Below are 22031 nucleotides of genomic sequence, written 5' to 3'. Positions count from 1 at the left end.
GTGCGGCCCTGTTCGAGGAGTTCGAAGCTGGCCGGGGGATCGACCTCGGCGAGCGCTGGGGTGCGGGTCAAGGCGCGGAAGGCGGAGCGCGCCCGCAGAGGCGCCGTCCCGTGTGCCCACCCGTCCCGCCCCAGCGGGACGATTGCCCACACGGGGGTGGGTGAGGGCGGGACGATTGTCCACGCGGGGGTGGGGCGGGGCGATTGTCCACGCGGGGGCGGGGGAGGCGGGGTGATTGTCCACGCGGGCGGGGGTGCGCCCACACGGCGGGTGGGAACCGCCCCGCCGGGAAGCGGGCCCCGCGCCTGACACGGCCCCTCCCCGTGGCGTACGCTCGACGGCTGCCCAGTGCACGTGAGAAGGGGGCCTTAGGTGGCCGCGCAGGAAGCCGTGGACACGGTCAGAGACCGTGAGATCGGTGTCGAGCAGGAACATCTGGATCAGGTCTACCGCCGTCTGGAGGAGAAGATCCACGAGGCGGAGTTCCTGATGAACGACGCCGCCCAGCGGGGCCAGGTCGGCACGCCCGGCGCGCTCGCCGAGCGCGACGCCCAGGTCTTCCGGGCCGGCATCCACCTCAACCGGCTCAACAACGAGTTCGAGGACTTCCTCTTCGGCCGGATCGATCTCCTTTACGGCAAGGACGGGAAGAAGGGGCCCGACGGCGCCTACACCTCCGTCGAGCCCGCCGAGGACGCCGTACGCCCCGACAACACCGCGGACATCGGCGAGACCCTCCACATCGGGCGGATCGGGGTCCTCGACTCCGACTACGCGCCGCTCGTCATCGACTGGCGTGCGCCCGCCGCCGCGCCCTTCTACCGGTCCACCCCCGTCGACCCCGGCCGGGTCGTGCGCCGCCGTGTGATCCGTTCCAAGGGCCGCCGGGTCCTCGGCGTCGAGGACGACCTCATGCGTCCCGAGCTGCGGGCCACCCTCGACGGCCGCGAGCTGCCCGTGATCGGCGACGGCGCCCTGATGGCCGCCCTCGGCCAGGCCCGCAGCCACACCATGCGGGACATCGTCTCCAGCATCCAGGCCGAGCAGGACCTGGTCATCCGGGCGCCCGCCGCCTCCGTGACGTACGTCGAGGGCGGGCCGGGGACGGGGAAGACGGCGGTCGCGCTGCACCGTGCCGCCTACCTGCTCTACCAGGACCGGCGGCGGTACGCGGGCGGCATCCTGATCGTCTCCCCGACCCCGCTCCTCGTCTCGTACACCGAGGGCGTGCTTCCTTCCCTCGGGGAGGAGGGGCAGGTCGCGATCCGGGCCGTCGGTTCGCTCGTCGACGGGGCCGAGGCCACCGCTTACGACGAGCCCGCCGTCGCCCGCGTCAAGGGCTCCTCCCGCATGCTCCACGTACTCCGCAAGGCCGCCCGGGGCGCCCTGGAGAGCCCGGACGCCCCGCAGCTGCTGCGCGTCGTCGCCTTCGGGCGGCGGCTCGAACTCGAAGCCGACGAGCTGCGCCGCATCCGGCACAACGTCCTCGGCGGCACCGCCCCCGTCAACCTGCTCCGGCCGCGCGCCCGCCGACTGCTCCTCGACGCGCTGTACGCCAAGTCCGGCGCCGTCGGCCGCCACAGCGACCCCGAGCTCGCCGCCGAGCTGCGTTCGTCGTTCGACGAGGACGTGTCCACGGAGGACTCGTTCCTGTCCTTCCTCGACGCCTGGTGGCCCGAGCTCACGCCCCGTCAGGTCCTCGACGCGATGGCCGACGAGCGGCGGCTCGGCCGCTGGGCCCGCCGGATCCTCAACCCGGGCGAGGCGCGGCGGCTCGCGCGTTCGCTGCGCCGCCGGGAGCTGTCCGTCCACGACGTCGCCCTCCTCGACGAGCTGAACACGCTGCTCGGCGCCCCGGCCCGGCCCCGCAAGAAGCGGGAGTACGACCCGCTGGACCAGCTCACGGGGCTCGAGGAGCTGATGCCCGTACGGGAGGAGACCCAGCGGGAGCGGGCCGAGCGGCTCGCGGCGGAGCGCACCGAGTACGCGCACGTGATCGTCGACGAGGCCCAGGACCTGACGCCCATGCAGTGGCGGATGGTCGGGCGGCGCGGCCGGCACGCCACCTGGACGGTCGTCGGCGACCCGGCGCAGTCGTCCTGGTCGGATCCGGACGAGGCCGCGGAGGCCCGGGACGAGGCGCTCGGCTCGCGGCCGCGGCGCCGCTTCGAGCTCACCGTGAACTACCGGAACCCGGCGGAGATCGCCGAACTGGCCGCCAAGGTCCTCGCGCTCGCCATGCCGGGCAAGGAATCGCCGCGGGCGGTCCGCTCCACGGGGGTCGAGCCCCGCTTCGTCGCCCTCGGCGAGGGGGCGGATCTGGCCGAAACCGTACGTTTGGAGGCCGAGCGGCTGCTCGGCGAGGTGGACGGGACGGTGGGTGTCGTCGTCGCCATGAACCGGCGGGCGGAGGCCGCCGGCTGGCTCGCGGGGCTCGGTGACCGGGTGGTGGCGCTCGGTTCCCTGGAGGCGAAGGGCCTGGAGTACGACGCGACGGTGGTCGTCTCGCCCGCGGAGATCGCGGACGAGTCCCCGGCCGGCCTGCGGGTGCTCTACGTGGCGCTGACCCGGTCCACCCAGGCCCTGACGGTGCTCTCGGGCGACCGGGACATGCCGGACGAGGCGGGGGTCCCGGACCTGCTCAGGGACTGACTTCGGCCTCGCTCCGCTCCGCCGCCCGGGGCTGATTTCAGGTCAACCTGCGGTGCTGGAATCACCGAGCAGGGTGGTTTGTTAGCCTTGTCGTGGCACCGGCTCGATCCAAGCCCCCGGGCCCAACCTTCGTCCCTCAGAGGGACCACTTGCCGCGAGGCGAGCATGGCGGGTCGGTGCCACTTAGACGTACGTACAAAGTTGAGGCCCCTGTCACCTCCGGTGACGGGGGCCTCTTCTGTTTCCCCACCACTTCTCGTATGGTGGAAACTACTTTCCGAAAACAAAATGACCGTATTACCTGCTACCGGCAGGTAGGTGCGACCATCGGAGGGCGCCGCCAGGCAACCAGCCGGGGCGGCGTAGCAACGAAGCTCAGGGAAAGCAGAGGAACTCGGCCATGGCAACGGCGCCCAGCGTCTCGTATTCGATGACGGTCCGGCTGGAGGTTCCCGCCAGCGGAACCGCGGTCTCCCAGCTCACCACGGCGGTGGAGTCCCACGGCGGATCCGTCACCGGCCTCGACGTGACCGCCTCCGGCCACGAGAAGCTCCGCATCGACGTCACCATCGCCGCCACCTCCACCGCGCACGCCGACGAGATCGTCGAGCAGCTGCGCACCATCGAGGGCGTCGTCCTGGGCAAGGTCTCGGACCGTACGTTCCTCATGCACCTCGGCGGCAAGATCGAGATGGCGTCCAAGCACCCCATCCGCAACCGTGACGACCTCTCCATGATCTACACCCCGGGCGTCGCCCGCGTGTGCATGGCGATCGCCGAGAACCCCGAGGACGCGCGCCGCCTCACCATCAAGCGCAACTCCGTCGCGGTCGTCACCGACGGCTCCGCCGTCCTCGGCCTCGGCAACATCGGCCCCATGGCCTCGCTGCCCGTCATGGAGGGCAAGGCCGCCCTCTTCAAGCGCTTCGCCGGCATCGACGCCTGGCCGATCTGCCTCGACACCCAGGACACCGACGAGATCGTCGCGATCGTCAAGGCGATCGCCCCCGGCTTCGCGGGCATCAACCTGGAGGACATCTCCGCGCCCCGCTGCTTCGAGATCGAGGCCCGGCTGCGCGAGGCCCTCGACATCCCCGTCTTCCACGACGACCAGCACGGCACCGCGATCGTCGTCCTCGCCGCCCTCACCAACGCGCTGCGCGTGGTCGGCAAGGGCATCGGCGACGTCCGGGTCGTCATGTCCGGAGCCGGCGCCGCCGGCACGGCCATCCTCAAGCTGCTGATCGCGGCGGGCGTGAAGCACGCCGTCGTCGCCGACATCCACGGCGTCGTGCACGCGGGCCGCGAGGACCTCGTGGACGCCCCGGCCGACTCGCCGCTGCGCTGGATCGCCGACAACACCAACCCCGAGGGCGTCACCGGCACCCTCAAGCAGGCCGTCGTCGGCGCGGACGTGTTCATCGGCGTCTCGGCCCCGAACCTGCTGGGCGCGGAGGACGTCGCCGCCATGGCGGAGGACGCCATCGTGTTCGCGCTCGCGAACCCCGACCCGGAGGTCGACCCGGCCGCCGCCCGGCAGACGGCCGCCGTCGTCGCCACCGGCCGCTCGGACTTCCCGAACCAGATCAACAACGTGCTGGTCTTCCCGGGCGTCTTCCGCGGTCTGCTCGACGCCCAGTCCCGTACGGTCAACACGGAGATGATGCTGGCGGCGGCCTCCGCCCTCGCCGACGTGGTCACCGAGGACGAGCTGAACCCGAACTACATCATCCCGTCGGTCTTCAACGACAAGGTCGCGGGCGCGGTCGCCGGCGCGGTCCGGAACGCGGCGAAGACCGCGGGCGGGGGCACGGCGCCGAACGGGCGCTGACGGCGCGTCGCCGACCGGCGCCACGGCACTCCGCCGACCGGCGCTGACGGCGCGTCGCGATTCGCGGAGCCGTAAACCCGCCTTTAGGGTGGCTTTTCGGCTCCGCGCGGTTTTCGTGGTGTCGACACAACGTCACCACCACGGGGATCCGGCGCTTTTCGTGTGACCCGAGGGGGTGCCGGATTGGCGTTCCCGCCGCTGGTGGGGGCAGGATGCGTGTTTGGGCGCGAGGGTCTGTCATGTGACCCGGGTCCGGGGACTGTCCGAAGGCCCTGGCAGCATCGGCTTCGCTGTACCCAATCGCGCGGCTTCCGCCGCGTGGCACGCCTCACAGGCAAGAAGAACACGGGAGTAACAACATGAACCGCAGTGAGCTGGTGGCCGCCCTGGCCGACCGCGCCGAGGTGACCCGCAAGGACGCCGACGCCGTGCTGGCCGCTCTCGCCGAGACCGTCGGTGAGGTCGTCGCCAAGGGCGACGAGAAGGTCACCATCCCCGGCTTCCTGACCTTCGAGCGCACCCACCGTGCCGCTCGCACCGCTCGTAACCCGCAGACCGGCGACCCGATCGACATCCCGGCCGGTTACAGCGTGAAGGTCTCCGCGGGCTCGAAGCTCAAGGAAGCCGCCAAGGGCAAGTAAGGCGGCCTGTAGGCGCAGAAAGGGCGGCCACCCTGTCAGGGGGTGGCCGCCCTTTCGTTCGTGCGTGTACGGGCCCGTGAGGGCCCGTGGCGCCTTACAGGGCCCCGGGGGGCGCCTCGACAGGGCCCCGGATGGCTCGCGGGGCCCTGTGCGGGCCGGTCAGACCAGCGCGCTGCCCGGCAGTTCGACCTTCGCGCCGAGCTCCACGAGCTTCTCCATGAAGTTCTCGTAGCCGCGGTTGATCAGGTCGATGCCGTGGACCCGGGAGGTGCCCTGGGCCGCCAGCGCCGCGATCAGGTACGAGAAGCCGCCGCGCAGGTCGGGGATGACCAGGTCGGCGCCCTGGAGCTTCGTCGGGCCGGACACGACCGCGGAGTGCAGGAAGTTCCGCTGGCCGAAGCGGCAGTCGGAGCCGCCCAGGCACTCGCGGTACAGCTGGATGTGCGCGCCCATCTGGTTCAGCGCGGAGGTGAAGCCGAGCCGGGACTCGTACACCGTCTCGTGGACGATGGAGAGGCCGGAGGCCTGCGTCAGGGCCACGACCAGCGGCTGCTGCCAGTCCGTCTGGAAGCCGGGGTGCACGTCCGTCTCCAGGTGGATCGCGTTGAGCGAGCCGCCCGGGTGCCAGAAGCGGATGCCCTCGTCGTCGATCTCGAAGGCGCCGCCGACCTTCCGGTACGTGTTGAGGAAGGTCATCATCGAGCGCTGCTGGGCGCCGCGCACGTAGATGTTGCCCTCGGTGGCCAGGGCCGCCGACGCCCAGGAGGCCGCCTCCAGGCGGTCCGGGAGCGCCCGGTGGGTGTAGCCGTCGAGGCGGTCGACACCGGTGATCCGGATGGTCCGGTCGGTGTCCATGGAGATGATCGCGCCCATTTTCTGCAGGACGCAGATCAGGTCCTCGATCTCGGGCTCCACGGCCGCGTTCGACAGCTCGGTGACGCCCTCCGCGAGGACCGCCGTGAGCAGCACCTGCTCGGTCGAGCCGACCGAGGGGTACGGGAGGCGGATCTTGCAACCGCGAAGGCGCTGCGGGGCCTCCAGGTACTGCCCGTCCGCCCGCTTCTCGATGGTGGCGCCGAACTGGCGCAGCACGTCGAAGTGGAAGTCGATGGGCCGGCCGCCGATGTCGCAGCCGCCGAGGCCCGGGATGAAGGCGTGGCCGAGGCGGTGCAGCAGCGGGCCGCAGAAGAGGATCGGGATGCGCGACGAGCCGGCGTGGGCATCGATGTCGGCGACGTTCGCGGACTCGACGTGCGTCGGGTCGAGGACGAGCTCGCCGGGCTCCTCGCCCGGGCGGACCGTCACTCCGTGCAGCTGGAGCAGCCCGCGGACCACGCGGACGTCACGGATGTCGGGAACGTTGCGCAGGCGGCTGGGGCCGCTGCCGAGCAGGGCGGCGACCATCGCCTTGGGCACGAGGTTCTTCGCGCCGCGGACGCGGATCTCGCCCTCCAGCGGGGTTCCGCCGTGGACAAGCAGGACATCGTCTGTGCCGGTCATGAATCTCGCGTTCCGAAAGTGGGGTCCGACGGGTGGCCAGAGAAAAGGGTAAGGGCCCATGAGACCCCGATCGGGTGCCTCATGGGGCCTGTCAGATGTAATGAATTCGGCACAACACCCTCTGTTCCCATGATCTTGCGGAGCGTCACCGTCCGCTTGTTCTCGCGGTGCGGCCCGGCGCCGCGGCCCGGTCCGTCCTGAACTGCGGTGGGGGCCGCCTTCCCGCCATCCCGTCCGACAACCCCCGCGAACGCCGAAGATGCGGGATCATGTGTCGCATGACCGAGGTGTCCTCGCTCACAGGACGGCTGCTCGTGGCCACCCCCGCGCTGGCGGATCCGAATTTCGACCGCGCGGTCGTCCTGCTGCTCGACCACGACGACGAGGGCTCGCTCGGCGTCGTCCTCAACCGGCCCACGCCGGTCACCGTCGGCGACATCCTCGCCCCCTGGGCCGCCCTCGCCGGCGAACCGGGCGTCGTCTTCCAGGGCGGCCCCGTCTCCCTCGACGCGGCCCTCGGCGTGGCGGTGATCCCCGGCGACGAGGGCCCCCTCGGCTGGCGGCGGGTGTACGGCGCGATCGGCCTGGTCGACCTGGAGACCCCGCCCGAGCTGCTCGGACCGGCCCTCGGCTCGCTGCGGATCTTCGCGGGGTACGCGGGCTGGGGCCCCGGCCAGCTGGAGTCCGAGCTCGACGACGGTGCCTGGTACGTGGTCGAGTCGGAGCCCGGCGACGTCTCCTCGCCGCACCCCGAGACGCTCTGGCGGCAGGTGCTGCGACGGCAGCGCGGCGAACTCGCGATGATCGCCACGTACCCCGACGACCCGTCCCTCAACTGAGGCCCCGGCCTTTCAGTACCCTTGGCGGTTATGAGCACTCTCGAGCCCGAGCGCGGGGCAGGTACGGGAACCCTCGTCGAGCCGACGCCGCAGGTGTCCCACGGTGACGGCGACCACGAGCGCTACGCCCACTACGTCCAGAAGGACAAGATCATGGCGAGCGCCCTCGACGGCACGCCCGTCGTGGCGCTGTGCGGAAAGGTCTGGGTGCCGGGGCGCGACCCCAAGAAGTACCCGGTCTGTCCGATGTGCAAGGAGATCTACGACTCCATGGGCGCCGGCGGTGGCGACAAGGACAAGGGCGGCAAGGACAAGTAGTACGGCCTTGACGTCGGGGCGGCCCTTCCGCGGCCCCCGTCGTGCGTGCTTCGGCGCGTGCGGCGGGGGCCGTTTCGCGTTCCGGGGGGGCGGCGCTTCTGCCGGGCGAAGTGGTCGAGACCTCTTGTCGGCCGGCCCGGGACGCCCCTAGTCTCACGCATGTTGTGCGGTGCGAAACGCTCATTGCGCATGATGCAACGGATGTGTGAGGACTGACGCGATGACCTTCCCCCCGGACCTGATCCCGGCGCCCCTGTCCGCCGAGTGCCGGAGCGGCGCCCCGGGCCGCCGCCCGCTCGACGGGCGGACCACGCTCGACGCCGGCCCCGGCACCGAGGCCACCGCCCGCTGGATCCGTGCCGCCCTCGGGGCGGCCACCGGACTGCCGCTCGCCGACGGCGCCGGGCCGCACGCGATCCGGCTGCGGATCGCCGGGGGGACGGCCGGAGGACGCGGCCCGGAGGCGTACCGCCTGACCACCGAGGACCCGGACGCCGCCGTCGTCATCGAGGGCGGCGGCCCCGCCGGGGTGTTCTGGGGCGCCCAGACCCTCCGCCAGCTCCTCGGCCCCGACGCGTACCGCAAGGCGCCCGTACGGCGGGACGGGACCTGGGGCCTGCCGTACACGACGGTCGAGGACGCCCCCCGCTTCGGCTGGCGCGGGCTGCTGCTCGACGTCTCCCGCCACTTCCTGCCCAAGGACGACGTCCTGCGGTACCTCGACCTGCTCGCCGCCCACAAGCTGAACGTCCTCCACCTCCACCTCACCGACGACCAGGGCTGGCGCGTCGAGATCGAGCGCCACCCGAGGCTCACCGAGGTCGGAGCCTGGCGGGCCCGCACCAAGTGGGGGCACCGGGCCTCGCCGCTCTGGACGGAGACCCCGCACGGCGGCTTCTACACCCGGGACGACATCCGCGAGATCGTCGCGTACGCCGCCGAGCGGCACGTCACCGTCGTCCCCGAGATCGACCTCCCCGGCCACGCGCAGGCCGCCATCGCCGCCTACCCCGAACTCGGCAACACCGACGTCGTCGACACCGCGGCCCTCACCGTCTGGGACACCTGGGGCGTCAACCCCAACGTCCTCGCCCCGACCGAGGCCGTCCTGCGCTTCTACGAGGGCGTCTTCGAGGAGGTCCTCGACCTCTTCCCGTCCACCTTCGTCCACGTCGGCGGCGACGAGTGCCCCAAGGACCAGTGGAAGGCCTCCCCGACCGCCCAGGCCCGCATCGAGGAGCTGGGCGTGGGCGACGAGGACGGCCTCCAGTCCTGGTTCATCCGCCACTTCGACCGCTGGCTCGCCGCCCGAGGCCGCCGCCTCATCGGCTGGGACGAGATCCTGGAGGGCGGCCTCGCCGAAGGGGCGGCCGTGTCGTCCTGGCGGGGGTACGCGGGCGGGATCGCCGCCGCCGAGGCCGGCCACGACGTCGTCATGTGCCCCGAACAGCACGTCTACCTCGACCACCGCCAGGCGCCCGGCGAGGACGAGCCGATGCCCATCGGACACGTCCGCACCCTGGCGGACGTCTACCGCTTCGAGCCCGTCCCGCCCGGACTCTCCCCGGAGGCCGCCGCCCACATCATGGGAACCCAGGCCAACGTCTGGACCGAGGTCATGGAGAACCGCTCCCGCGTCGACTACCAGGTCTTCCCGCGCCTCGCCGCCTTCGCCGAGGTCGCCTGGTCCGCGCTGCCCGCGCCGGAGGCGCGCGACCACGCCGGTTTCGAGCGCCGCATGCGCACCCACTACCGGCGCCTGGAAGCCCTCGGCGTCGACCACCGCCCGCCCACCGGGCCCCGCCCCTGGCAGCGGCGGCCCGGAGTCGTCGGCCGCCCCCTGGAGGGCACACCCCCGAACGTGTGAGAGACCCCCCGTCCCCCCGTCACCCAAGAGCGGCGAAACGGAAGTCGCCGTCACACCCGGGGCGTCCCGGACGGAACAGTCCTTCGCGGACCCTCGCTCCGGACTGCTCGGAAGATGTGCCAGAGTTGCCACGTCCGGCCTGTGAGCACGTACGGTACGCCCACACGCAGGCGCGACGGCCGGGCACAGTCGGGGACCACCGGGACACCGGGAAGGGGCAGCGGGTTGACCACGCACGCACCACAAACAACGCAGTCCGTGACGCTGCCCGCCTCGCTCGACGAGGCCGTGGCAGCCCTCACGGCCATGCCGGCCGCCGTGCCCGTCGCCGGTGGCACCGACCTCATGGCGGCCGTCAACAAAGGCCAGCTCCGCCCCGCCGGACTCGTCGGCCTGAGCCGCATCAACGAGATCCGCGGCTGGCAGTACCAGGACGGGCACGCCCTCCTCGGCGCGGGCCTCACCCACGCCCGGATGGGCCGCCCCGACTTCGCCGCCCTCATCCCGGCCCTCGCCGCCGCCTCCCGCGCGGCCGGACCGCCCCAGATCCGCAACGCGGGCACCCTCGGCGGCAACATCGTCACCGCCGCGCCCACCGGCGACTCGCTGCCCGTCCTCGCCGCCTTGGAGGCCGACCTCGTCGTCCTCGGCCCGCTCGGCAGCCGCGAGATCCCCGTCTCCCACCTCCTCGCGGGCCGTGACCTGCTCGCCCCCGGCGAGCTCGTCGGCTTCGTCCGCGTCCCGCTGCTCCACGCCCCCCAGGTCTTCCTCAAGGCCACCGGCCGCACCGGCCCGGCCCGCGCCACCGCCTCCGTCGCCGTCGTCCTCGACCCGGCCCGGCGCGGCGTGCGCTGCGCCGTCGGCGCCGTCGCGCCCATGCCGCTGCGCCCCCTGGAGGCCGAGCGCTGGATCGCCTCGCTGGTGGACTGGGACAACGACCGGGGGCTCGCGCCGGAGGCGCTCGCGGCGTTCGGCGAGTACGTCGCCGCCGCCTGCATCCCGGACCCGCCGGGCGACGAACAGTTGCCGCCGGCCGTACTGCACCTGCGGCGCACGGTCGCCGCACTCGCCCGACGGGCACTGGGGAGGGCACTGGCATGAGCGACGAGCACGCGGGTCAGACGGGCGGCTGGGAGCCGCTCCCGCAGAGCGAGGGGTACGACGGCGACGCGACCGCCTTCGTCCAGCTGCCGCCCGACTTCATGCTGGACGGCGTCCCCCTGGAGGCGCCGGGCCACGGCTACGTGCCGCCGATGATCACCCCGCTCCAGCCGCTCGCCCCGCCCGCTGCGCCGGACCCGGCGGCGACGGGCACCTGGACGGTGCACGTCCCGACGGAGGCGCAGCAGACGCAGTACTTCGAGGGGTACGAGGGGGGCGAGTACGGGGAGCGGGACGGCTCGCTTCAGGAGGGTCCGTTCCAGGAGGGGCCGTTCCAGGACGGTGCGTTCCAGGACGGTGCGTTCCAGGACGGTGCGTTCCAGGAGGGGCCGCTTCAGGACGGCCCGTTCCAGGGCGGTTCGCTCCGGGAGGGTTCGCTTCCCGGCGGGGAGCACTTCCGGCCGCCGGCGTACGTCGAGAACGCCGTCGAGCACGTCGAGGACCCGCAGGCGACGGCCGAGTGGCGCTTCGACGAGGCCACGGCGTCCGCCGCCGACCCGGGCTCCACGGGCCAGTGGCAGATCCCCGCAGTCCCGGACACGGCCGGGCAGGCGGGACCGGGGGAGCCGGGGGAGCCCGAGGAGGCCCCGGCGCCCGCCGCCCCGTACGCCGAGGCCCCGGCGACGCTGCCGGGCGGCGCGCCCGCCCCCTGGGCGCTCCCGGAGGAGCCGCCGGCGCAGGAGCCGGAGGCGGTCCACGAGGCCGTGCCGGAGGCGGTCCCCGAGGCCGTACCGTCGCCCGCTCCGGACGAGGAGGCCCCCGCGGCCCCCGTGCCGACCGTCGTCGTCGACCCGGAGACCACGGACGGCGTGAACGTCACGGACGTCACGGACAGCAGGGACAGCGACGAGCACCCCCACACCTCGTACACGCTGCGGGTCAACGGGACCGACCGTCCCGTCACCGGCTCCTGGATCGGCGAGTCGCTGCTCTACGTCCTGCGCGAGCGCCTCGGCCTCGCCGGGGCCAAGGACGGCTGCTCGCAGGGCGAGTGCGGCGCGTGCAACGTGCAGGTCGACGGCCGGCTGGTCGCCTCCTGCCTGGTGCCCGCGGCGACCGCCGCCGGAAGCGAGGTGCGGACGGTCGAGGGCCTCGCGGTCGACGGCGAACCCTCCGACGTGCAGCGGGCGATGGCCAAGTGCGGCACCGTCCAGTGCGGCTTCTGCATCCCCGGCATGTGCATGACCGTGCACGACCTCCTGGAGGGCAACCACGCCCCCACCGAGCTGGAGACCCGCCAGGCCCTCGCCGGCAACCTCTGCCGCTGCTCCGGCTACCGCGGCGTGCTCGACGCCGTCCGGGACGTCGTCGCCGAGCGCGAGGCCGCCGCGGCGGCCACCGCGCCCGAAGCGGCCGACGAGGTCCGCGTCCCGCACCAGATTCCCCACCCGCACGACGGAGGCATGGCGTGAGCAGCGACGCGACGACCGCGGCTCTGGACACCCCCGATCAGGAACAGGCCACGCGCGGAATCGGCGCCTCGCTCCCGCAGGCCGAGGCGCGGGCGAAGACCGAGGGCACCTTCCCGTACGCCTCCGACCTGTGGGCCGAGGGGCTGCTCTGGGCCGCCATCCTGCGCTCGCCGCACCCGCACGCGCGGATCGTGTCGATCGACACCACGGCGGCGGCCGCCATGCCGGGCGTACGGGCCGTGGTGACGGCCGCCGACGTGCCGGGCGCGGCGACGTACGGCCGCAGGGTCGCCGACCGGCCCGTCTTCGCCTCCGACCTGGTCCGGCACCACGGCGAGGCCCTCGCGGCCGTCGCCGCCGACCACCCGGACACCGCGCGCCTTGCGGCCGCGGCGATCGCCGTCGAGTACGAGCTCCTCGAACCCGTCACCGACCCGGAGAAGGCCTTCGCGGCCGAGGCGCTGCACCCCGACGGCAACCTGATCCGGCACATTCCGCTGCGCTTCGGCGACCCGGAGGCGACGGGCGAGGTCGTCGTCGAGGGCCTGTACCGGATCGGCCGCCAGGACCCGGCGCCGATCGGCGCCGAGGCGGCCCTCGCGGTTCCGCGCCCCGACGGAGGCGTCGAGCTCTACACGGCCTCCACCGACCCGCACACCGACCGCGACCTGGCCGCCGCCTGCTTCGGCCTGCCGCCCGAGCAGGTCAAGCTCGTCGTCACCGGAGTCCCCGGCGCCACCGGCGACCGCGAGGACCCGGGCTTCCAGATCCCGCTGGGCCTCCTCGCGCTGCGCACCGGCTGCCCGGTCAAACTCACCGCCACGCGCGAGGAGTCCTTCCTCGGCCACGCCCACCGCCACCCCACCCTGCTGCGCTACCGCCACCACGCGGACGCGGAGGGACGCCTGGTGAAGGTGGAGGCGCAGATCCTGCTCGACGCGGGCGCGTACGCCGACTCCTCGTCCGAATCCCTGGCGGCGGCCGTGGCCTTCGCCTGCGGCCCGTACGTCGTCCCGCACGCCTTCGTGGAGGGCTGGGCCGTCCGCACCAACAACCCCCCGTCCGGCCATGTGCGGGGCGAGGGCGCGATGCAGGTGTGCGCGGCGTACGAGGCCCAGATGGACAAGCTGGCCGCGAAGCTGGGCGTGGACCCGGCGGAGCTGCGCATGCGGAACGTCATGGCGACCGGCGACATCCTGCCGACGGGTCAGACGGTGACGTGCCCGGCCCCGGTGGCCGAACTCCTCGCCGCGGTCCGCGACTTCCCGCTCCCCGCCCTCCCCAAGGACACCCCCGAGGGCGACTGGCTGCTGCCCGGCGGCCTGGAGGGCGCGGGCGAACCCGGCGCGGTACGGCGGGGCGTGGGCTACGCGCTCGGCATGGTGCACATGCTGGGCGCCGAGGGCACCGACGAGGTCTCGACGGCCACCGTCCGCGTCGTGGACGGGGCGGCGACGGTCATCTGCTCGGCCGTGGACACGGGCTCCGGATTCTCCACCCTCGCCCGCCAGATCGTGCAGGAGACCCTCGGCATCGACGAGGTCCACGTCGCCCCCGTCGACACCGACCAGCCCCCGGCGGGCCCGGCCGCCCACGGTCGCCACACATGGGTCTCGGGCGGCGCGGTCGAACGCGCGGCGAAGATGGTCCGTACGCAGCTACTGCAGCCGCTGGCCCACAAGTTCGGCATGTCGACCGAGCTGCTCCAGATCACGGACGGCAAGATCACCTCGTACGACGGAGTCCTCTCGACGACCGTCACGGAGGCGATGGACGGCAAGGAACTCTGGGCCACCGCCCAGTGCCGCCCCCACCCCACCGAACCCCTCGACGAGTCCGGCCAGGGCGACGCCTTCGTCGGCCTCGCCTTCTGCGCGATCCGCGCGGTCGTGGACGTCGACATCGAACTCGGCGCGGTACGCGTGGTGGAGATGGCCGTCGCCCAGGACGTCGGCCGCGTCCTCAACCCCGCCCAGCTGGCCGCCCGCATCGAGGCGGGCGTCACCCAGGGCGTCGGCGCGGCCCTCACGGAGAACCTCCGCACGGCCCGCGGCCTGGTCCGGCACCCCGACTTCACGGGCTACGCACTCCCGACATCCCTGGACGCCCCGGACATTCGCATCGTGAAACTCGTCGAGGAACGCGACGTCGTGGCCCCCTTCGGCGCGAAGGCGGCGAGCGCCGTCCCCGTCGTCACCTCACCCGCCGCAGTGGCCTCAGCCGTGCGCGCGGCGACGGGCCGCCCGGTCAACCGCCTCCCGATCCGCCCCCAGGCGGCGGTCGCCGTGCCCAATTCGTAACCGTGTGATGTCCGTTGCTTGTGCAACCGAGAGGTGCGGACTGTCGTCGTTCTTGACTACAGTGGACTTCTAGACTTGTGCCGTACACGGCATGGTGGTTCACCGGGGGAGGAGCGCGAGCATGCTTGCTGCGATGGAAGGAATGGCGTCCGGGATGCGGACGCAGGCCGTCAAGTACAGCGCCGACTCCATGCAGAAGTTCAAGCAGCGTGTCGACGAGCTCATCGAGGAGCTCAACGGCTCCCCCGCGAGCGCCGGCAAGCTGAAGTCGGATCCGGTGTCCCGCGCCCAGTTCGGCGGGGGCGGCGCGGCCTGGGCCGAGGCCCAGGACGCCTACGCGGCGTACGACGAGACCCTTCACCGCCTGGTGGAGCTCTCCAGCCTGCTCAAGGACTGCCTGGAAGGGCTCGGGATCGCGGTCGTCGCCTCCAAGAACGGCATGGAGGCCATGGACGACGACATCAAGCGCAAGATGATCCAGATCCACCAGCGGACGTACGACGCCAAGCAGAAGGCGGACAAGGAAGCGGGCCGCAGCGAGCCGAACAGCGACGGCAGCGGAGCGACCGAGGGCGGCGGCGCCTTCAAGTAGGCGGGCGCGAACGGAATTTCGGGGACACGGGGAAGAGGCGGCACATGAGAATGGAAGAGGGCGGCAGGGGCGGGGCGACCAACTTCGCCGCCATGGACCACGGCCAGATGGTGGCGTGGCTGGACGAGGCGAGCCACGCTCAGGTCAACGAGGCGGCACGGCGACTGATGAGCGTCTCGGACCAGATGCACACGATCGCCGAAGACCTGCGCGCCAGCATGAGGAACATGGACTGGGAGGGCGAGGCCGAGAAGGCCTTCGTCGAGTGGGCCACCGACGTGGCCAACTCGACCACGCGGCTCTCGGAGTACAGCAAGCGCGGGTCCACGTGCATGACGGACAACGCCACGGCCATCGCCTCGGCGCAGAGCGCCATGCCCCGGGACCTCCCCAAGCCGAGCGCCAAGGAGGAGCTGGATCCCGCCGCCGCCGATGCCGCCGCGAAGAAGCAGCAGGCGACCAAGGAGGCGGCGGCACGCGAGATGTACCGCCTCTCGGACGCGTACGCGTGGTCGAGCTCCCAGATGAGGGGCGACCAGCCGCCGACGTTCCCGCCGCCGCCGGGGGCGTTTGTGCCGGAGGACAATGGCTCGTACGGGGGCGAGAGCTCGTACATCGGCTCCACCCAGCAGAGCGGCAGCCACTCCACCGGCACGGACACGAGCACGAGCACGGGCACACACACCACCCGCCCGCAGTCGGACACGCACTCCACGACCGACACGACCACGACCCAGCCGACGGGTGACACGACCCGGCCTACGCATGTGATCAAGCCCGAGGTCCGGCCCGACGCCCCCGTGGACCTCGGCATCGACAGCGTGGAGACCCTGCCGAAGCCGGACACCACCGGGCCGACGACGCACACCCCGGGCGGTCCGCCGCCGCTCACCAAGCCGGACGGCGGTACGCCTCCGTTCGTGACGACCACCGGTGTTCCCCCGCTCACCGGGAAGGGCGTTCCGGGGCTCCCGGGCCCCACCTCGCCCTTCACCGGCGGTACCGGCAACCCCCGCAACCCGGTGACCGGCGGCCTCCGTACCACCCCCGGCATGCCCCGCGAGGGCATCAGCGGCGGCCGCCAGGTTCCCAGCACCATGGGCCGGCCTCAGACCGGCATCCCGCGCAGCACCGTCATCGGCAACGAGCCCACCGGACAGAACCGGACGGGCATGGGCCGCGGCATGGGCGGCGCCCACGGCATGGGCGGTCCCATGGGCGGCGCGGCCGGCCAGAACGGCATCACCGGCGGCCGGCGCCTCGCCGGCGAGACCGGCGGAGTCGTCGGCGGCAAGGCGCAGCGCGCCGGTGCCGCGGGTGGCGGGAAGCCCTTCACGGCCGGTGGCTCGGGCCTCGTACGCGGAAACGCCGCGAAGCCGGGCGAGCGCGAGGAGCAGAACGGAGAGCGTCCCGACTACCTCGTCGAGGACGAGGAGACCTGGCAGCAGGGCCGCCGCGTGGCGCCGCCCGTCATCGACTGATCAGCGCGAGGAAGCAGATGCGTACCAGCAGTATTCGTCGGAGCCGTGTCCGAGCCACCGCCTCGGCCGCCTTGGGGATGCTGCTGGTGGGCATCGCTTCCGTTCCCGCCCACGCGGAGAACTTCCGGTCTCAGCAATGGCACCTGGACGCCATGGGCGCCGAGGAGATCTGGCAGCTCAGCACCGGTAAGGGCGTCACCGTCGCGGTGATCGACTCCGGTGTGGAGAAGGACAATCCAGACCTCCGCGGCCGGGTGCTTGAAGGCAAGGACTTCGCGTCGCCGGAGGAGTCGGGTGACCAGTTCACCGACTACGACGGTCACGGTACGGGTATGGCCGGCCTGATCGCCGGCACCGGAGTAAGAGACGGCGGGAACGGGGCCTTCGGCTTGGCACCGGGCGTCAAGATCCTGCCGGTGCGCGTTCCCGGGCTCAAGGGGGGCGACGTCAACATGGTGGAAGGCAGCGAAAGATTCAACCGCGTCATCCCTCCGGCGATCAAGTACGCGGTCGATTCCGGTGCCAAGGTCATCAACATGTCCCTGGGGAATAACGAAGGCTCGCAGGCGCTCACCGATGCGGTGAAGTACGCGCTGGACAAGGGGGCTCTCGTCTTCGCCGGCGTCGGGAACGATGGCGACAAGGGCAATTCGGTCAAGTATCCGGGAGCGACCCCCGGTGTGGTCGGTGTCGGTGCCGTCGACAACAAGGCGCAGCGCATTCCGATGTCCCAGCACGGCGACCAGGTCGACATCGTCGCTCCTGGCGAGGACTTGATTCACGCCTGCGGTGGCGGCACAGGCATGTGCAAGTCCAGCGGTACCAGTGACGCCACCGCCCTTGCCTCCGCCGCCGCCGCGCTGCTCTGGTCGAAGCACCCCGACTGGACCAACAACCAGGTCCTGAGGGTCATGCTCAACACCGTCGCCAAGCCCAAGGGGGGAGAGAAGCGCAGTGACTTCGTCGGTTACGGCGCCATCCGCCCCCTCCGTACGCTGAAGACCCCCGGCGACCCCGGCCCGGCCGACGTCCGGCCGATCGACGACCTCGCCGAGGCGCCGACCGCGACTCCCACACCCTCCAGCAAGGGTGACCTCCCGTCGGCAGACCCGGCACCCTCGAAGTCCTCCGCCGCGCCTGCCCCGGCCCCCCAGGCGGCCGCCAAGGACGACGGCGGCAACACCGGCCTCTGGATCGGCCTCGGGATCGGGGCCGCCGTCCTGATCGGTGCCGCCGTCGCCGTACCCGTACTCCGGTCGCGGCGGGGCTGAGTCCCGCCCCCTGCCCTCGGCCGTCCGTAACTCACTCATGGGGAAGTAGATGTCGTTCGACGAGGAGTGGAGCCAAGTCCGCAGCCAGACGGCGGCGATGAGGCTCAACAGCGTGCCCGCCGAAGGTGGCGGCGGTGGTGGAGGTGCCAGCGACTACAAGGTGACCTCCGCCGACCTCAAGGCCATCGGCAACGAGGCCCAGGAGCTCTTCCACTGGTTCGAGCGGGACGCCTTCCACGCGGGCGCCCAGACCGGCACCGCCGCGAAGAGCCTCGACGGCGACGGGTTCCTGACCGGATCGGCGATGTGGACGATGTGGGACACCTGGCGCGACCAGGCCGAGGCGCTCCTCAGCGCCTGCGCCCACATCCACAACCACCTCGAGGACACGGTCATCAGCCACACCAACCATGAAGAAGTGCTCGTCACGAACTTCTCCATGTCCGAGATCGACAAGCACTTCACATAAGCCGGAGCCGGTGACGGCCACGACGATCGCGCACGGCTGACGAGGGAAACAGATGCTGAAGTTCGACCAGGTCCTCCATGCCAACCTCAGCGGCCTCAAAGAGGCCGTCACCGTCTGGGGGGAGACGGTGTCCAAGCTGGAGAAGACCAAGGAGAAGGCCGAGACCGGCCTCCAGGGCAAGGCCGACAAGGCCGACTGGAAGGGCGAGAACGCCGGTGTGACCCAGGCGTTCGTCCGCAAGACCGCCAAGGAGTTCGGCGACGCCCTCACCGAGGCGCGCAGCATCCGCAACATCCTGCGGGACGCGGAGAGCGAGTTCCAGGCCGCGAAGACCGAGCTGGAGAAGCTCGTCGCGGAGGCCCCGGGCAAGGGAATGCGAATTGATCAGGAGGGCGTCGTCAGCCATCTGATCCGCCCCGACAGCCGGTCCAAGGACTACGACGGACCTAAGCCCGAGGTAGCTGACTTCGAGGCGATGAACGCGGCGATCAAGGCCGCGATCGACCGGGCGAACAACGCCGACGACGTCGCCTCCCGCGCCCTGCGCGGACTCGTCGGCAGCGACAAGATGAACTTCTCCGGCACGAGCTACGACTCCCTCAAGGCCGCCTCGAAGGCACAGGACGCCGAGGACGCGCACGCCGCCTACGAGCTGTACAAGAAGGGCGACGACGCCACCCCCCAGGAGATCGACAAGCTCAACGCCCTCTTCAAGGCCAACCAGAAGGACCCGTACTTCGCCGAGAAGTTCGCCCTGGAGGTCGGGCCGAAGGGCAGCATGGAGTACTGGGCCGACATGGGCGACCCGAGCGACGGCTCCCGGCTCGGCGTCGACCACCGCGACAAGCTCAAGGAACTCCAGACGAACTGGAGTATGACGCTCGCCACCGCGACCCATTCCACGAGCCCCGAGATGGAGCAGTGGAAGGCCGACGTCATCAAGGCCGGCAGCGAGCCGATCCAGACGCGCGGCACCAGCCCGTACGGCTTCCAGGTCATGAGCAACCTGATGCGGGTCGGCGACTACGACGACAAGTTCCTGAAGGACTACGGCACCGGGCTCGTCGTCACCGAGCGGAAGATGACGCACGACGGCGCGCTGACTCCCGCCCGGGCCTGGCATGCGATGGGCGGCATGCCGAGCCACCTGAACTGGCAGGGTGGCGGCCTCGGCGACGACCCCATGGTCGGCTTCATGGAGGGGCTGGGACACAACCCCAAGGCGTCGACGGACTTCTTCAACGGCAACATCGACCTCACGCCCGAGAACACCAAGGACGACAAGAAGCTCGACCCGTTCGACTACTTCACCAAGGACCGTGAGTGGCCCGAGGAGTTGAACGACAAGGGTGACCGGACCAAGGAGCCCGGCTACAACGCGCTCGGCCACGCCCTGGAGTCCGCGACCACCGGCCACCCGTACGACGCCGAGGCCGAGGGCCTCAAGGACGTGCGGACCAAGGAGAACGCGGAGGTCATGCAGAAGGTCGTCGAGCGGTACGGCAGCGACCCGAAGTACATGCACCAGCAGCCGGGCATCGACGACAGCCTCGGCAAGATGGGCGCTGCCTACATCGACGAGCTGAACCGCTCCCTGGAGACGGACAGCGACACGACGATGGAGGAGAAGAGGGACTCCCCCTTCGGCTCCAACGATGCCCACGGCAAGTCCCGATTCGGCGACGAGTTCGACACCAAGCTGCTCTGGAACCGCGGCGACGCCGTCAACTTCATGGGCATCGTGGCGCAGAGCGAGACCGGTCACTCGACACTCTCGGCAGCCGAGATGCTGTATACGACGAGCGTCCTCGACGAGGTGGGCCCGAAACCCGGACCTACCTACGACGAGCGGGACCTCACCGACGTGAAGACCGCTGTGCGGATCGGGTCAGAGGCGCAGGGAATCATGGACGAGACCCGCATGGCGCAGATCGACAAGGACTACGAGAAGGACTCCGAGGAGCACAAGAAGGCCATCGGCAAGACGACCGAATGGGTCAAGTTCGGCGTCGGAGCGGTCGCAGCAGGCGGTGTCGTCGCCCTGACCGGCGGTGCAGCCGGCGTACTCGTACCGTTGGCTGCCGAGACAGTGGGCGGTGCCGTGACGACCTTCATCGGCATGGAAGCCGACGATGTGGCGGAGAAGTACGAGAAGGACGAACTGCTCAAGAAGAACTCGGACGAGCTGAAGGCGAACGCACTGGAAACGGGCAAGCAGAACTCGCTCAGGCCGGGCACTGCCTACGCGACCGCTCCCGGCTGGAGCAGAGAGGCAAGCAACGACCTCGACGAGCTACTGGTCAAGTACACCCTGGACTCCCGCTTGCACGGCCACGACAACAACCTCCCCGACCCGTACGAGAAGAAGTGACACACATGCGCTCTGCGCTGGCACGAATCGGATCGGTCGTCGCCATCGCCGTGTTCCTCACGAGCTGCTCCGGCGGTGGCGACGCTACGGAGGCGCCGGAAGGTCTGTCGGCGAGCGCGGTCTGCGGAGGCTTCGCCAAGGACGCCGGAGCCACGGCCGCACTCAAGGCCGCCACGGGAAGCGAGCGCTTCGACGATGATCTGTCGACACCCCAGAAAGCCGTCGACGGACTGCGCGATGCGACCCGTGCACCGCTTGCCGACTCCTACCGGCCGCAGCCGGTGCCGTACTGCTGGCTCCTGCCTGCCGGGGGCGGGGAGAAGACCCTCATCGTGAAGTTGAGCCCGACCAATAAGGCCCCGGGGTTGACTCCCGGGCACGCCAAAAGGGTGACCTCCTACGCTTCGGGACTGCGGGCTTTCTCCTCCTCCGGGCTTGGCTTCCTCTATTTCCCCTGCGGCCTCAAGGAACCCGCCCATGACTTCGTCGTCGAAGTGCAGGTCTGGGGGCCCCCGGGGGTCCCGGAGACGGACCTGGCACAGCGGACCCGGCTGATCACCCTCGCCAACGCGGCGGCCCAGAAGGTCTCGGCGGAGCTGGGCTGCCAGGGGGACCGGCTTGCGACCGGGGTACCGGTGGCCATCCCAAACCCCTCCTCGACCCCGTGAGAACCCCCGTCTACACGTTCGTGCTTCCGGTCGCCGCCCTCGCGTTGGCGGCGACCGGCTGTACCTCGGTCACCGACGAGGCATCCGGCAAAGGCCGCTCGGCCGCGGAGGTCTGCGGGGGCTTCGCCAAGGAGCCCGGCGCGGCCTCGGCGCTCCAGGCCATCGCCGGCAAGGACGTCCGGCTGACGGCCGACCGGTCCGAGCCGGACCGGGTCCTCGACGAGCTGCGGAAGGCGGCGCGGACGCCGCAGGGCGGCAAGCAGCGCATGGAGGGCATCCCGTTCTGCACGCTGGAGGCGGCCGGGGACGAGAAGAACGTCCTGAGCATCACCCTCCGCGAGGCCCTCGCCGTCCCGAGGGGCGAGGCCGCGAAGGCGTCCGTGACGGCCTACTCCACCGGGCGCCTCGCGACCTCGTCCGACCTCTTCGCCTCGGTCTACTTCACCTGCCGGACGCCGGCGCCGGCCCACGAGGTCGTCCTCGCCGCCGAGCTGGAGCGCGCGGACGAGAACGAGGCCGACCACGCGGGCATCAGGGACGAGCAGATCACCCTGGCCAACGCGGCGGCCCGGCACGTCGCCGCCGAGCTGGGGTGTACGGGGACGGGGCTGGTGAAGGGCGTGCCGGCGAAGGCGCGGCCGTGAGGGGCGCAGAAGCG

At 71.5% G+C, this 22031-nt stretch carries 17 protein-coding genes; 16 read left to right on the top strand and 1 reads right to left on the bottom strand.

Going from position 1 to position 22031, the window contains the following annotated elements; all coding sequences use genetic code 11:
• Window positions 1-372: 372 nt before the first annotated feature.
• From ABZ318_RS13580 to ABZ318_RS13570, 3 genes are all read left to right on the top strand, one after another.
• Window positions 373-2652, top strand: a complete 2280-nt coding sequence (locus ABZ318_RS13580) for a UvrD-helicase domain-containing protein (protein ID WP_356902626.1) — start codon at window positions 373-375, stop codon at window positions 2650-2652.
• A gap of 400 nt (window positions 2653-3052) precedes the next feature.
• Window positions 3053-4483 (top strand): NAD-dependent malic enzyme, encoded by a 1431-nt coding sequence (locus ABZ318_RS13575; protein ID WP_356902625.1) that lies wholly within the window; start codon window positions 3053-3055, stop codon window positions 4481-4483.
• Between the two features lie 359 nt (window positions 4484-4842).
• Window positions 4843-5124 carry an HU family DNA-binding protein gene (locus tag ABZ318_RS13570; protein WP_015033921.1) on the top strand — a complete coding sequence of 94 codons (282 nt, stop codon included), beginning with the start codon at window positions 4843-4845 and terminating at the stop codon, window positions 5122-5124.
• Window positions 5125-5283: 159 nt separating this feature from the next.
• Here the strand turns inward: ABZ318_RS13570 and murA are convergent, their stop codons facing one another.
• A complete protein-coding gene (gene murA, locus ABZ318_RS13565; RefSeq protein WP_030692046.1) occupies window positions 5284-6624 on the bottom strand; it encodes a UDP-N-acetylglucosamine 1-carboxyvinyltransferase in 1341 nt (446 codons plus the stop codon).
• A 278-nt stretch (window positions 6625-6902) separates the two neighbouring features.
• On the opposite strand from murA, the gene ABZ318_RS13560 reads away from it, so the two are divergent.
• The 13 genes from ABZ318_RS13560 (at window position 6903) to ABZ318_RS13500 (ending at window position 22017) form a co-directional block, all read left to right on the top strand.
• Complete coding sequence (locus tag ABZ318_RS13560; protein WP_123452817.1) at window positions 6903-7463, top strand: YqgE/AlgH family protein; 561 nt, start codon at window positions 6903-6905, stop codon at window positions 7461-7463.
• 30 nt (window positions 7464-7493) lie between these two features.
• Entirely contained in the window at window positions 7494-7781 is a 288-nt protein-coding gene (locus tag ABZ318_RS13555) for a DUF3039 domain-containing protein (RefSeq protein WP_015033918.1), read from the top strand.
• Window positions 7782-8001: 220 nt separating this feature from the next.
• Entirely contained in the window at window positions 8002-9648 is a 1647-nt protein-coding gene (locus ABZ318_RS13550; RefSeq protein WP_356902624.1) for a beta-N-acetylhexosaminidase, read from the top strand.
• Window positions 9649-9873: 225 nt separating this feature from the next.
• Entirely contained in the window at window positions 9874-10749 is an 876-nt protein-coding gene (locus tag ABZ318_RS13545; protein ID WP_093875856.1) for an FAD binding domain-containing protein, read from the top strand.
• The gene (locus ABZ318_RS13540; protein ID WP_356902623.1) at window positions 10746-12221 is read left to right on the top strand and encodes a (2Fe-2S)-binding protein; all 1476 of its coding nucleotides are present in this window, start codon (window positions 10746-10748) and stop codon (window positions 12219-12221) included. Before ABZ318_RS13545 ends, ABZ318_RS13540 begins: the two co-directional genes overlap by 4 nt.
• On the top strand, window positions 12218-14521 hold the full coding sequence (locus ABZ318_RS13535; RefSeq protein WP_356902622.1) for a molybdopterin cofactor-binding domain-containing protein: 2304 nt from the start codon (window positions 12218-12220) through the stop codon (window positions 14519-14521). Before ABZ318_RS13540 ends, ABZ318_RS13535 begins: the two co-directional genes overlap by 4 nt.
• A 121-nt stretch (window positions 14522-14642) precedes the next feature.
• Entirely contained in the window at window positions 14643-15113 is a 471-nt protein-coding gene (locus ABZ318_RS13530) for a hypothetical protein (RefSeq protein ID WP_356902621.1), read from the top strand.
• Window positions 15114-15157: 44 nt separating this feature from the next.
• A complete protein-coding gene (locus ABZ318_RS13525; RefSeq protein ID WP_356902620.1) occupies window positions 15158-16594 on the top strand; it encodes a WXG100 family type VII secretion target in 1437 nt (478 codons plus the stop codon).
• 17 nt (window positions 16595-16611) lie between these two features.
• Window positions 16612-17865 carry a type VII secretion-associated serine protease mycosin gene (mycP, locus tag ABZ318_RS13520; RefSeq protein WP_356902619.1) on the top strand — a complete coding sequence of 418 codons (1254 nt, stop codon included), beginning with the start codon at window positions 16612-16614 and terminating at the stop codon, window positions 17863-17865.
• A 49-nt stretch (window positions 17866-17914) separates the two neighbouring features.
• A complete protein-coding gene (locus tag ABZ318_RS13515; RefSeq protein WP_356902618.1) occupies window positions 17915-18334 on the top strand; it encodes a hypothetical protein in 420 nt (139 codons plus the stop codon).
• A 52-nt stretch (window positions 18335-18386) separates the two neighbouring features.
• Window positions 18387-20705 (top strand): DUF6571 family protein, encoded by a 2319-nt coding sequence (locus ABZ318_RS13510; protein WP_356902617.1) that lies wholly within the window; start codon window positions 18387-18389, stop codon window positions 20703-20705.
• Window positions 20706-20710: 5 nt separating this feature from the next.
• On the top strand, window positions 20711-21373 hold the full coding sequence (locus tag ABZ318_RS13505; RefSeq protein ID WP_356902616.1) for a hypothetical protein: 663 nt from the start codon (window positions 20711-20713) through the stop codon (window positions 21371-21373).
• Entirely contained in the window at window positions 21370-22017 is a 648-nt protein-coding gene (locus ABZ318_RS13500) for a hypothetical protein (RefSeq protein ID WP_356902615.1), read from the top strand. The genes ABZ318_RS13505 and ABZ318_RS13500 overlap by 4 nt, the downstream gene beginning before the upstream one ends.
• Window positions 22018-22031: the final 14 nt, after the last annotated feature.

The organism is Streptomyces sp. NPDC006197 (assembly GCF_040613865.1).
Lineage (GTDB): Bacteria > Actinomycetota > Actinomycetes > Streptomycetales > Streptomycetaceae > Streptomyces.
This window is presented reverse-complemented; position numbering and strand designations above follow the sequence as displayed.